This is a genomic window from Krasilnikovia cinnamomea (assembly GCF_004217545.1).
GTDB classification, from domain to species: Bacteria; Actinomycetota; Actinomycetes; order Mycobacteriales; family Micromonosporaceae; genus Actinoplanes; species Actinoplanes cinnamomeus.
Map to the genome: position 1 here is coordinate 4,590,135 of NZ_SHKY01000001.1, position 12,819 is coordinate 4,602,953.

Here is a 12,819-nt window from a genome sequence, read left to right on the forward strand (position 1 = left end):
CTCCCTCAGATCGCCACGGCGACGTTGTCACAACTGCTGACCCGGCCCTTGACGCTGATGATCCCGGCGGCGCCGTCGCCGTGGAAGCGCGCGAAGAGCCCGGCCGGGCGCCCACCGAACAGCAGCGGCCCCAGCACCGGGGCGACGTCGACGTCGTGGGTCGCGTCGGCGCCGTCGGCGATCAGCGCGACCCGGCAGGTGCGGGGTGCCACGAACTCCTGCACGATGCTGGCGCCGTCCGCCGAAGCCACCGCCGCGTCGACGGCGGACTCCCACTCCGCCTGGTCGACCTCGGGGCCGATCACCACCTGGCGGCCGCTCTCGCCCAGCCCGGCCTTGAGCACCAGCCGGTCCCGGTGGCGCACCACGAACGGCAGCAGGTCCACCGGCGCGCCGTCATGCTCGGTCTTGCGGTCCGACACGATGCGGGTCCACGGCAGGTAGCGGTTGATCAGCGTACGGTCGGCCGCGGTCATCCACGGCCGCCCCTCGGACAGCAGCCCCATGGTCAGCTTGCTGTGCAGGAAGGTCGACGTCTGGGTGCCGACCAGCAGGCAGCCGTGGTCCAGCGCGGCCTGGACCCCGGCGGTGTCGACCCCACCGGCCAGCCAGTCCGGAATCGTGAAGTTCCGCAGGCCGATCCGGTAGCGCAGGTGCGGCGCGCAGTCCCACGCCCCGGTCAGCTCCTCCGGCTCGAAGAACCGCGCGGTGAGCCCGAGGCCCCGGTAGTGCTCGGCTTCCATCTCGAAGTACCGGGCGGTCACGCCACCGGCCCGGGAACTGCCGACGATGGCCACCCGCGGCGGCAGTGCCAGCTCGGCGCTCAACGACCGGAACATCGCCGCGCGTACCGTGAACGGGTCCGGCGCGGTGAACGGGACCCGGCCCGCCGCGTCGGCGTGCAGGTCGCGCCACACGCGCAGGCGGGCGTGGGTCTCCACCACCCCGCCCAGCGCGCCGCTGACGTTGAACTCCAGCAGCCGGGGCCCGTCCGGCCCGATCACGAAGTCCGGCCGTACGACGCAGTCGGCGTACCGTTCCTCGACGAACGGATCGCTAAGCCACAGCCGGTCCTCGCTGCCCGGCATGCCGTACGCGGCCATCCGGTCCCGGGTGGTGGGCCCGGTCTCCAGCGCGGTCCGGCGCAGCAGCTCCACCAGCGCGGCGGAGGCCCGGAACAGCTCCGCGTACGAGGCACGCGGGATCGTCAGCGGGGCGGCGGGCAGCACCGGCTGGTACGGCCAGCCGGTGTCGCGGATCTCGTGCCGCAGCATCCGCCGGACGGTGTCCACCGGGGCGGCGGACCGCAGCCGCTGCCGCCCGAACCAGGGATGCCCCGAGCTGGCCGCGCCGACCTCCTCAAACGTGTCCATGTGTGCCTTCCTTCGCGGTCGTGCGGGTCGCGGCGCCGGTGCGTGGGGATGCCCCGTACAGCGCCACGGCGGCGGCGGTGTCCTCGATGGACATGCCGACCGTGCGCAGCACCGTGGTCCGGCCGCGCAGGCTGAGTTCGCCGGTGACCAGGCGGCCCAGCTCGTGCAGGTCACCGGTGCCGATCAGCCCGGCGGCCAGGGCGGCCCGGATCTCACCGGCGCCGTCGGTGGCGGCGGCGCGGTCCTCGACGAGGGTCGCGGCGCGGGCCAGCAGGGCCGGTTCCAGCTCGATGGCGTCCGGGTGCGTGCCGCCGATGACGTTGACGTGCGCCCCGGTGGCCACCCAGTCCGCCGCCACCACGGGCGCGGTGCCGTCGGTCGAGGTGGCGGTGCAGACGATCGCGGCGTCGGTGACGGCGTCCCGGGCGTTCGCGCGGACACTGACCCGTACGGGCCGGGGCGCGGTCTCCCGGATCCAGTCGGCGAGGGCCTCGGCGCGGGCGTTGGTCCGCGAGTGGATCCGTACGGTGCGGATCGGGCGGACGGCGGCGACCGCCCGGAACAGCGACCGGGCCTGCACCCCCGCGCCGACGATCGCCAGGTCGGCGGCGTGGTCGGGGGCGCAGTACCGGGTCGCCAGGGCGGCGACCGCGCCGGTGCGCACGGCGGTGAGTTCGGCGCCGTCGAGCAGGGCCATGATCTGCCCGGTGGCCAGGTCGGTGAGGGCGACGAGCCCGTGGATGAGCGGGAGCCCGCGCCCGGGGTTGTCCGGGGTGAGCGTGGTGATTTTGACGCTGCCCACCCCGCGCCGCTCCCAGACGGCCGGGCTGACCAGCAGCACCCGCCGGTCACCGTGCTCGATGACCGTGCGGGCGGGGGAGCTGGTCCGGCCGGCAACCAGGTCCGCGAACATCTCCCCGAGCACGTCGATCACCCGGGCCATCCGCCGTGGACCGGCCATCTCGGCGGCGCCGATCACGACTGGAGCGGTCATCCGGCGCCGCCGCCGGTCGCGCCGAACCGGGCCGCCCACGCGTCTTCGCGCGCCACCGTGTCGCGGGCCAGCCGGGCGAACGGCGGGCCGACCATGTTGCCGTCCAGGACGGCGATCCCGCCGTTGGCTGCCGCGACGGCGTCCGCGGTGCGGCGGGCCGCCGCGAGCCGGGCGGGGTCCGGCCGCAGCGCCCGGTTGATGACGGCGAGTTCGCCCGGGTACACGGTGGCCTTGCCGTGGAAGCCGAGCGCCCGCACCCGCGCGGTCTCCTCCGCCAGCACCCGCGGCTGCGCCAGCCGGAAGTTGGCCGTGTCGATGCAGGCCGTGCCGTGCCCCGCGCAGGCCATCGCCATCGCCTGCCGGGCCGCCAGCATGCTCTCCCAGGTGATCTCGACGCCGAGGGTGGCGGCGAGGTCGGCCGAACCCAGCACCAGCCCGTCGGCGGCGCGGGCGATCGCGTCGATCCCGGTGACGGCCGCCACGGTCTCGACGGTCACGTAGATCTCCGGGTGGGCGCCCGCCGAGGCGAGGATGTGCCGGGCCACGTCGATCTCGGCCGCCGAGGTCACCATGGTCAGCATCACGATGCCGGGGCGTACCGGGCTGTCGGTCAGCATCAGCAGGTCGTGCATCGCCGCGACGGTGCGCAGTTCGTTGATGCGCACCGCCACGTTCGCGGCGTGCGGCGCCTTCTCCAGCGCGGCCCGGCACACCGCACGCGCGGCGGGCTTGTCGGCCGGGGGCACGGAGTCCTCCAGGTCGATCAGGTGCACGTCCGCGTCGTACGTCCATGCCTTGACGACCCGGTCCAGCGACAGCGCCGGGGTGTACAGGATGCTGCGCGGGACCGCCCGCGCCGGGCCGCTCACGCGGCTATCCCGGCGGGCCGCGCCCCCGCCTCGACCAGGACCGCGCACAGCCGGGTGATCTGCTCCGCACTCTGGCCCGCCCGCAGCATCACCCGCAGCCCGGCCGTGCCCCGGGCGACGATCGGGAAGAACACCGGCGAGGTGTAGAACCCGGCTCGGAAGACCCGCTGGGCGGCGTCCACGACGGTGTCGTCGCTCATCGGCACCAGCCGGATCGGGTACGTGCTGCCCGCCTGCTCGGTCTGCAGCAGCGAATCGAACAGCGCGATGTTGGCCCGCAGCTTCCCCTGCAACCGGTCCAGTTCCTCGGTGCGGTGGATCTCGGCGGAGGCGAGCGCGGCGCCCACGGCGGCGGCGTTCATCTTCTGCGAGTAGCCGAGCGGTCCCGCGAACCGTTCGATGAGCCGCCGCGTCGCGTGCGGGTAGCCGTCGAGCAGGATCGCCGTGCCACCCGCCCCGAAGCCCTTGGTCAGGGTCGCCACGGTGATGGTCCGCTCGTCCAGCACGGGGCTGTGCGAGCGCACGTAGCCGATGCCGCGCTCGCCGTACGCCGACAGCGAGTGCGAGTCGTCGTAGAAGACGAGCATGTTGTATTTGTCCTGCAGGGCGGCCAGTTCCTCGACGGGCGCGTAGCCGCCGAGGCTGTCCGAGCCGTCGACCACGTAGCAGACCCGCTCGTACGTGCGGCACATGTCCTCGAGGAAGTCGAGGTCGTGGTGGCGGCAGGTGACGACCTCGGTCTCGTCGGCGCAGGTGGGTTTGGTGTTGCCCAGCGACACGTGCGCGTTCTTGTCGAAGACCATCAGCGGCCGGGTGCCGTCGCCCAGGTGCCCGGACGCGATCAGCGGCAGCAGCCCCGTGCTGGCCGCCGCCGTGGAGATCGCGCTGATCACCGTCGCGCCGAACAGCTCGCCCAGCGACTCCTCCAGCTCCAGCAGAACCCGGGTCTGCACCCGGGTACGCGGGATGCAGTGGTCCAGGACGCCGAAGCGGCGCAGCGAGTCGACCGCGCCGTCGATGACCTTCGGGTGGGTGTCGAGGTCCAGATAGGAGCAGACGGTGAAGTTCACGAACTCGTGGCCGTCGGCCATGTGGAACACGCCGTCGGTCAGGTCACCGACGATGCCCGCGACCCCGTGCTCCTCCGAGGAGTTCCAGAACGCGTTGCCGACGCCGACGAGCTTGTCGTTGTTGCGGTACCGGTGGGTGGGTGTGATGCGCTTGCGCTCGCCGGTCACGCGTTCACCTCGGTCGGCTGGTAGCTGTAGACACCCTTGACCCGCCGGTACGCGTACGTGTAGAGCGCGACGCCGAGCACGTGCGGCCGCCGCAGGATCTTCTTCGACTTGAGCCAGAAGTTGACGTTGATGTTCATGTCCTCGAGGGACTCGGCCTGGTGCCACCAGCCGAGCGGCAGGTAGAGCATGTGCCCGGGTTCCAGCACGAAGTCGCGCCGCTGCTCCAGCTTCGGCGCGATCCGGGGGAAGCGCGCCAGGTCGACGTTGTCGAGGTCGAACACCTGCGACTTGTCCCCGAAGCCGCGCAGCACCGACCGCGGGTAGTACGCGCGGGAGCCGGGCGGGGCGAGGATGAACCGCTTGCGGCCCTCCAGGGCGATGTTGAAGTTCTCGAACTCGTCGAAGTGGTTCTTGGTGAACACGCCGCGGTGGCTGATCCACAGGTTGGCCGCGTACAGGGCGGAGCCGAAGCCGAAGAACTTCTCGGCGTCGAAGCCGATGACCGCGTTCACGTCGGCGGGGCTGTTGCGGATGTTCGACACGACCCGGTGCCAGGTGCCCGGGGTGTTCAGGTGCCGCTCGTCGGCGAAGAACTCGCGCAGCCGGATGTCGCGGGTCTCCCAGCGGCCCGGGTGGTTCTTGTCGCCGGGCTCGGAGAACAGGGTGACGCTCAGGTCGGCCAGCCGCTGCGCCACGCCGTCGCGGCCGAGGCCCCGCACGCTGTCGGGCAGCGCGATGACCACGGGCACGTCGGCCTTGAACAGCCCGCCCGGCCCGGCGGCCAGGAACTCGTCGAACGTCATGCGGGCCACGGGCACGTCGGGAACTGCCATGTCACTTGTCCTTTCCATGTGCGTTGGTGCTCAGCTGCGCCACCACGTCGACGATCAGGTCTTCCTGCCCGGCGATGGCCTGGCGCCGGCCCAGCTCGAAGAACACGTCGCGGGGGTCCACCCCGGCGGCCGCGGCCAGCTCGACCACCCGGTGCTTGAAGCCGGAGAAGACCCCGGCCAGGCCGCTGACGATGCTCATCGAGGTGGGGATCGGCGGCGCGGGCATGAGTTCGCGTTCGGCGAGGTCGGCGGCGTCGAGCAGCGCGTACAGGTCGATGCCGGTGGCGAAGCCGCTGCGTTCCAGCACCGGGACCAGCACTTCGAGCTGCGTGTTGCCGGCACCGGCGCCGAAGCCGCGGGCGCAGCCGTCGATGATCCGGGCGCCGGCGTCGGCGGCGGCGACCGAGTTGGCGACCGCCATGCCGAGGTTGTTGTGCCCGTGGAAGATCACCGGCACGGTGCCGACCGCCTTGGCCATCGCCGCGATCCGGGCGGTGACGTCCGGGGGCAGGAAGTGCCCGGCCGAGTCCATGATGCCCACCGCCTGCGCGCCGTAGCCCACGGCCCGCGCGGCGTGCTCGGCCAGCTCCTCGGGGCTCGCCATGTGGCTCATCATCAACACGCACTGGGCTTCGACGCCCGCCTCGCGCAGCACGCCGAGATGACGTTCGGCCAGCGAGGTCTCGGTGGCGTGCACACCGATCCGGACGACGTCGGCGCCGCGCTCGACGGCCCGCTGCAGGTCGGCCGAGGTGCCCCAGCCGGGCAGCATGAACACGCCCATCCGGCTGTGCCGCAGGGCGTCGCGGACCGTGGCCAGCATCTCGTCGTCGGTGACGGCGGCGAGCCCGACCTGCAGCGAGGAGGCGCCCAGGCCGTTGCCGTGGCCGACCTCCACCACGGGGATGCGGGCCGCGTCCGCGGCTTCGGCGTACCGGCGCAGGGCGGCCGCCGTGAGCTGGTGGCGCACGGCGTGCTGACCGTCGCGCAGGGTCGGGTCGTGGATCACCACGGGGTTCATCCGGCCACCTCCACCGGGGTGGGGCGCTCGGCGCGGGCCGCGTACTGCTCGGCGACCATGATGGCCGCGGAGTTGATGATGTCGAGGTTCCCGGCGTACGGCGGCAGGACGTCGCTGTGCGCGATGACCTGCAGGGCGACGGTCACCCGGTCGCCGGTCACGGTGCAGGCGGTGATGTCGTAGCCGGGGGCGAACGTGCGCACCTGCTCGGCGACCTGCTCCGCGACCATGCGTACGGCCCCCGCGTCGGCGCCGGGGATCACGGCGTGCACGGCGGTCCGGAACGTCGCCGGGGGTACGGCCGGGCTGATGTTGAGGATCGCCTTGACGTCGCGGACGCCGGAGAAGGCGGTGACGGCCTGCGCGGTGGTCGCCACGTACTCGTCGAGGTTCATCCGGGTCGCGCGGCCCGCGACCGTGCTGGCCACCGTGGAGACGACCTCGAAGTACCGCACCGGGAACCGGGTGGCCAGCGCGCGGACGACGGGGACGCTGGCCTGCCCGCCGCAGCTGATCAGGTTGACGTTGCGCTCGCCCGCCCACACGCCGGTCACGGTGGGCACGACCATCTGCCCGATCTTGCTGGGGGTCAGGTCGATGACCAGGGTGCCCAGCGGTTCCAGCAGGGGCCAGTGTTCGCGGTGGGCGGCGGCGCTGGTGGCGTCGAACACGACGTCGAACGGCCGCTCGGCGGCCAGGACGGCGTGGATCCCGTCGGCCGTGGTGGGGTAGCCGAGGCGCGCGGCATGCCGCAGCCCCGCCGAGTCCGGGTTGCGCCCGGCGACCAGGCGGCAGTCCAACCAGGACGAACGGTCTATCTTGCTGACCAGGTCCTGACCGATCTGCCCGGTCCCGATGACCGCGACGGTCAGCGGTGTGCAGGCTGTCATGAACGTTTCCTAACCATTTTCGAGGTGCGCGTGGCCGCTGCCTGCGACTCCCGGATCGCGGGTATGCCGAGGCAACCAACCGCGCTTGGGCGCGTATCGGTTATCGAGGGCCTCGCCCGGATGTCTGTCTATTCAGACTGTTTACGGGCGTGATCGAGCGCGGCGCTTGGCCGTGCGCGACCGTTCGCCGATCATCGGTTCACCCCGGCGTCCCGAATCGGGACCCGAGGATGCGTGAGGTACGCGAAGAGCCCCCGTGAACGTGCAAGTTATCTAGTAGAAGTGCTGGTCAAGGCGGGTAAAAGCCCGCTGGCACGACCGTCGAGACACGACCGTCGGCAGCGGACCAGCGCCGACGCCCATCGACCGTACCAGATGCATCGGCGGTCTCGGCCGCCCCGTCGATGTCGCCTTTCTGTCGGGCCCTAATGGATATACAGCGCTGCCCGGATGTTTGTCCACCGTGTTCGGTGATCTATTCCGCTTGGATGCCCAACGTCGGAAGGATGCCGTTACCGCCGGAATTGGATAACTGTTCGCGGGGTCATTTGGATGCCCATCGAAGAGGGCGGTCGAGGCTGTCCAGGCGAGCGTCCAACGGAAGTCCAGCCGGTTGTCCAGCACGCACTCCAACCCCGTGCCGAACATGGAAAGCCGGGGGCCACCGCGTCGACTGACGGGCTGTGCCCGTCATCGCACGGTCGATTCAGTTGAAGGAGACCATTCGTGTACGACGTCCTTTGTGTCGGATTCGGACCTGCGAACATCGCGCTCGCCGTTGCGCTCGACGAACTGTGGCCGGCCGCCCGGGTCAAGTTCGTGGAACGCGAGCCCGCGCCGAGCTGGCAGCCGGCGATGATGCTCGACGGCGCCGACATCCAGAACCACCCGAGCCGCGACCTGGTCACACCGCGCAACCCGCGCAGCCGCTACACCTTCACCAACTACCTGCACGAGCACGGCCGGCTGTTCAAGCACCTGAACCTGCCCAGCCACCACCCGCTGCGCAAGGAGTACGCCGGCTACGTCAAGTGGGTCGCCGAGACCGTGCCCGCCGACGTCGACTACGGCCAGAACGTCACCGCGATCCGGCTGGCCGAGGCCGACGCCTCGACCGGCGCGAAGCCGGTCGAGGTGCTCACCGCCGACGGCCGCCGCTACCTCGGCCGCTCGGCCGTGGTCGCGCCCGGGCGCAGCCCGTACGTTCCGCCGGTGTTCGAGGCCCTGCCGTTCCCGCAGGCCGCGCACACCTCGCGGTTCCTGCCCGCCATCGCGGACCTGGACCGCGACTTCGCGGGCACCCTGGCCGTGGTGGGTGCCAGCCAGAGCGCCATCGAGGTGATCCTCGACCTGATGGGCCGGTTCCCGGCCGCCCGCATCGTCAACGTGATGTCGGGCTACGGCTACCGGCTCAAGGACACCAGCCCGTTCTCCGAGGAGGTCTACTTCCCGGAGTTCGTCGACTACTACTACCGGGCCTCCGAGGACGGCAAGCAGCGGCTGCGTGACCTGCTGCGCCCCACCAACTACTCCGCCGCCGACCGCGACGTCATCGACACCCTCTACCTGAAGATGTACGAGGACGAGCTGGACGGCCGGCAGCGGGTCACCATGCGCGGCAACCGGCTGATCACCGCGGCGCACCAGGACGGCGCCGGGGTGACCCTGGACCTGACCGAGCGCATCACCGGCGAGCAGGAGCAGCTCACCGTCGACCGGGTGGTCCTCGCGACCGGCTACCGCGACCTGGGCACCAAGGGCCGCACCGAGCAGCTTCCGCCGCTGCTGCGGGAGGTCGCCGGCGTGCTGGCCGTCGACCCCGAGACCGGACTGTCGGTCGGCTTCGACTACCGCGTGGAGAACAGCACGGCGGGCCGGGGCGCGCCGCCGATCTACATCAACGGCCTGTGCGAGTCCACCCACGGCCTCGGCGACGCCGGCTCGTTCAGCCTGCTCGCGCTGCGTTCCCAGGCCATCGTGGACAGCCTTCGCCAGCGCCTTTCCGCACCCGAGGGCGCGACGCCCGCCACCGACCTGGTCGGTGCCGCGAGCCTCGCCGCGACCCGATAGAGGAGACCCCTGACATGCAGACCTTGGAAGCGACCGCGGTCGCGCCCGCCGTCGACCTCGGCGAGCCCGGACCGATCGGCCGGGAGCTGCTGGACCACCAGTCCAGGACCGAGTCCAACGCCCGCACCTACCCGCGCCGGCTGCCGATCGCCATCGGCGAGGCGTCCGGCTCGTACATCACCGACGTCGACGGCCGGCGCTACATCGACTTCCTCACCGGCGCCGGGGTGCTGGCGCTGGGCCACAACCACCCCGACCTGATCACGGCGGTCCAGGGCCAGCTCACCAAGCTCACCCACGGCCTGGACATGCCCACCCCGGTCCGGGAGGAGTTCAAGCGCCGCCAGCTCGGCATGCTGCCCGAGTCGATGCGCGACTCGATGAAGATGCACTTCTGCGGCCCGACCGGCGCCGACGGCGTCGAGGCGGCCATCAAGCTATGCAAGAAGGCCACCGGCCGGGGCAACGTCATCGCGTTCCAGGGCTCGTACCACGGCTCCACGCACGCGGCGATGTCGCTGACCTCGGAGACCGCGCCCAAGACCGGTCTGACGAACCTGCTGCCCGGCGTCCACTTCGCACCGTACGGCTACTGCCACCGGTGCCCGCTGAGCCTGACGCCGGACACCTGCGTCACCAACTGCGCCGAGTTCCTGGCGAACACGCTCAACGACACGCACGGCGGCATCCAGAAGCCCGCCGCGATCATCATGGAGCTGGTCCAGGGCGAGGGCGGGTCGATCCCCGCGCCGGTGCCGTTCGTGCGGCGCATCGCGGAGCTGGCCAAGAGCCTGGACATCCCGCTGATCGTCGACGAGGTGCAGACCGGCTGCGGCCGTACCGGCACCTGGTTCTCGTTCGAGCAGTACGGCATCGAGCCGGACGTGATCGTGGCCTCCAAGGGCCTGTCCGGGATGGGCCTGCCCGTCTCGGTGATCATGTACCACGAGCGGCTGGACGTGTGGACGCCCGGCAGCCACATCGGCACCTTCCGGGGCAACAACCTGGCCTTCGCCAGCGCCAACGCGTACCTGGACGTGCTCGCCCGCGACAACCTGCTGGCCCACGTCCGCGAGCGCAGCGCGCAGCTGATGGCGGGGCTGCGGCAGATCCAGATCGACACCACGCTGGTCAGCGACGTCCGCGGCCGGGGCCTGATGCTGGGCATGGAGATGTCCGGCCGGGGTACGGCCGGCGCGTCCGAGGTGGCCTCCCGGTTCCAGCGGGAGGCGCTGCGGCGCGGGCTGATCGTCGAGATCGGCGGCCGGGAGGACTGCGTGGTGCGGCTGCTGCCCGCCCTCAACGTCCCCGCCGAGACCGTCGACGAGGCCCTCGCCGTCATGCGCGACGCCGCCCGCGCCGTGCAGGACGATCTCACCGGGGCGGTGGCGTGATGACCGCGGCCCTCACCCACCGGGACACCGGCCTGCTCACGGCGGAGCCGCGGCGCACCCCGCGGATCGGGATCATCAACCTGATGCCGCAGGCCCAGCAGTACGAGCAGTGGCTGCTGCCGCAGCTGTCGGCGGCGCGCCCGTTCGAGCCGGTGTGGATCCGGCTCAACGAGCGCAAGTTCTCCCTCGACGACCCCGCTCACATCGCCGCCCAGTACGTCCGGCACGCCGACGCCGTCGCCCACGCGCCCCTGGACGCCCTGATCGTCACCGGCGCGGCCGTGGAGCACCTGCCCTACGAGGAGGTGCGGTTCCTGCCGGAGCTGGCCCCGATCGTGCAGCGCACCGCCGAGGCGGGCACGCCCGTGCTCGGTCTGTGCTGGGGCGCCCTGGCCGTGGCCCACATCCTGTACGGGCTGCCCAAGCAGACGTACCCGGTGAAGGTCTCCGGCATCTACGAGACCGACCGGCTGGTGGACGACGGGCCCATCGCCGCCGTCCTCGACGACCGGTTCTGGTCCACGCACAGCCGCTTCGCCGGGTTCGACGACGACGCGCTCGACGCGAGCGGCACCGTGCGGGCGGTGGCCCGTTCCGCCGAGGCGGGCACGGTCATCGCCGAGTCCCACGACCACGGCGTGGTCATGCACATCGGCCACCCCGAGTACGCGGGCGGCCGGCTGGCCGACGAATACCACCGCGACCTGGGCGCGGGCCTGCCCGACGTGCGCCCACCGGCCAACGTCGACCTGACCCAGCCGGTCAACCTCTGGCGCAGCCACAGCCTGATCTTCTTCGCCAGCTGGGTGCGCCTGGTCCACCAGCGGATGGCCGCCCGATGAGCACCGCACTGGTATCCGCGGTGATGGCACCCGCCCCGCTGGCGGCCGCGCCGAGCGTGCCGCGGCGGGTGGTGTGGAAGTTCGGCGGCAGCTCCGTCGCCGACCCGGAGAAGCTGCGGGCCGTGGCCCGGCGCCTGGTCGCTGCGCACCGGCAGGGCGTCCAGGTCGTCGCGGTGCTGTCGGCCATGGGCGACACCACCGACGACCTGGTGCGGCTGGCGTACGAGATGGCCGCCCGGCCGCAGTCGCGGGAGCTGGACGCCCTGCTGTCGGTCGGCGAGTCGATGTCCTGCGCGCTGACCGCGATGGCCGTGCACGAGCTGGGGGAGCGGGCCATCTCCTTCAACGGCCTGCAGGCCGGGTTCCGCACCGACGACGCGCACGGTAACGCCAGCCTGTGGCAGATGGACCCGCGCCGGGTGGTGCAGGCCCTCGACGACGGACTGATCGTGCTGGTCACCGGCTATCAGGGGATGTCGGCCGGCGGGGACGTCACCACGCTGGGCCGGGGCGGCTCCGACGCCTCGGCGATCGCGCTGGCCGCGGCGCTGGGCCTGCGGCAGTGCGACATCTTCACCGACGTCACCGGGGTGTTCACCGCCGACCCCCGGGTCGTGCCCGGCGCCCGGCAGCTCGACAGCCTCGGCCACGAGGAGATGCTCCAGCTCGCCGAGGCCGGCGCCCAGGTACTGCAGACACGCGCGGTGGAACTCGCCGCCGCGCACCAGGTCGACATACACGTGCGCTCCACCTTCACCACGACGGAGGGCACCTGGATTAGAAGGGTTGCGACGGTGTTCGAGCAGGCGAGGATCACGGGGGTGGCGCACCGGCGCCGGGATCCGGTCTACACGGTGCGGGGCCTGTCCCCGGCGACCGTCTCGGGGGCGCTGGCTCGACGGGGGTCCGCCGTGGGTTCCATCATCCCGGACACCGACCGGCTGCGGTTCACCGCGCCCGGCTCGGAGGTGCCGGACGTCGTCGCGGCGCTGGCCGACGCGGGCGTGTCGGTCGACGTCCGCGACGACCTCGGCAGTGTCAGCGTGGTCTGCCCGGCGGTCGGCAACCGTCCGGAGATCAGCGCCCGGATGCTGGCCGCGCTGGAGCGCGGCGGCATCGAGCCGCAACTGGTCACCAGTACGCCCGGCCGGGTCTCGGCCCACGTCGGGATGGACCTGGTGGACCGTGCCGCGACGCTGCTGCACGACGAGTTCGGCCTGGACGCCGCGCCCGCAGCACCGGTCGAGCCCGCGGCACCGGCCGAGCTGGCCGCCGCCGGGGAACGGGGCTGACAG

11 protein-coding genes are annotated in these 12,819 nt (G+C 72.0%); 4 read left to right on the forward strand and 7 right to left on the reverse strand.

From position 1 onward, the window contains the following. Window positions 1–5 precede the first annotated feature (5 nt). Genes EV385_RS20945 through EV385_RS20975 form a run of 7 tightly spaced genes read right to left on the reverse strand, consistent with a single transcriptional unit; the run spans window position 6 to window position 7,218 of the window. Window positions 6–1,373: a hypothetical protein gene (locus EV385_RS20945; RefSeq protein ID WP_130510997.1), complete on the reverse strand. Its 1,368-nt coding sequence runs from the start codon at window positions 1,371–1,373 to the stop codon at window positions 6–8. Next, window positions 1,360–2,367 carry an ornithine cyclodeaminase family protein gene (locus EV385_RS20950; RefSeq protein ID WP_130510998.1) on the reverse strand — a complete coding sequence of 336 codons (1,008 nt, stop codon included), beginning with the start codon at window positions 2,365–2,367 and terminating at the stop codon, window positions 1,360–1,362. Before EV385_RS20950 ends, EV385_RS20945 begins: the two co-directional genes overlap by 14 nt. Then, window positions 2,364–3,236, reverse strand: coding sequence for an HpcH/HpaI aldolase/citrate lyase family protein (locus EV385_RS20955; protein WP_130510999.1), 873 nt, complete (start codon window positions 3,234–3,236; stop codon window positions 2,364–2,366). Before EV385_RS20955 ends, EV385_RS20950 begins: the two co-directional genes overlap by 4 nt. Continuing rightward, complete coding sequence (locus tag EV385_RS20960; RefSeq protein ID WP_130511000.1) at window positions 3,233–4,474, reverse strand: 8-amino-7-oxononanoate synthase family protein; 1,242 nt, start codon at window positions 4,472–4,474, stop codon at window positions 3,233–3,235. Before EV385_RS20960 ends, EV385_RS20955 begins: the two co-directional genes overlap by 4 nt. After that, on the reverse strand, window positions 4,471–5,277 hold the full coding sequence (locus EV385_RS20965) for a cupin-like domain-containing protein (RefSeq protein WP_130513459.1): 807 nt from the start codon (window positions 5,275–5,277) through the stop codon (window positions 4,471–4,473). The genes EV385_RS20960 and EV385_RS20965 overlap by 4 nt, the downstream gene beginning before the upstream one ends. Before the next feature lie 31 nt (window positions 5,278–5,308). Continuing rightward, window positions 5,309–6,328: a 4-hydroxy-2-oxovalerate aldolase gene (dmpG, locus tag EV385_RS20970; protein ID WP_130511001.1), complete on the reverse strand. Its 1,020-nt coding sequence runs from the start codon at window positions 6,326–6,328 to the stop codon at window positions 5,309–5,311. Then, window positions 6,325–7,218, reverse strand: coding sequence for an acetaldehyde dehydrogenase (acetylating) (locus tag EV385_RS20975; RefSeq protein WP_130511002.1), 894 nt, complete (start codon window positions 7,216–7,218; stop codon window positions 6,325–6,327). The genes dmpG and EV385_RS20975 overlap by 4 nt, the downstream gene beginning before the upstream one ends. 726 nt (window positions 7,219–7,944) lie before the next feature. On the opposite strand from EV385_RS20975, the gene EV385_RS20980 reads away from it, so the two are divergent. Genes EV385_RS20980 through EV385_RS20995 form a run of 4 tightly spaced genes read left to right on the forward strand, consistent with a single transcriptional unit; the run spans window position 7,945 to window position 12,816 of the window. Next, a complete protein-coding gene (locus tag EV385_RS20980) occupies window positions 7,945–9,288 on the forward strand; it encodes a lysine N(6)-hydroxylase/L-ornithine N(5)-oxygenase family protein (RefSeq protein ID WP_130511003.1) in 1,344 nt (447 codons plus the stop codon). A 14-nt stretch (window positions 9,289–9,302) separates the two neighbouring features. Then, window positions 9,303–10,682 (forward strand): aspartate aminotransferase family protein, encoded by a 1,380-nt coding sequence (locus EV385_RS20985; RefSeq protein WP_130511004.1) that lies wholly within the window; start codon window positions 9,303–9,305, stop codon window positions 10,680–10,682. After that, window positions 10,682–11,524, forward strand: a complete 843-nt coding sequence (locus tag EV385_RS20990) for a homoserine O-acetyltransferase/O-succinyltransferase family protein (protein WP_130511005.1) — start codon at window positions 10,682–10,684, stop codon at window positions 11,522–11,524. Before EV385_RS20985 ends, EV385_RS20990 begins: the two co-directional genes overlap by 1 nt. Then, a complete protein-coding gene (locus EV385_RS20995) occupies window positions 11,521–12,816 on the forward strand; it encodes an aspartate kinase (protein WP_130511006.1) in 1,296 nt (431 codons plus the stop codon). The genes EV385_RS20990 and EV385_RS20995 overlap by 4 nt, the downstream gene beginning before the upstream one ends. The last annotated feature ends 3 nt before the right edge of the window (window positions 12,817–12,819 follow it).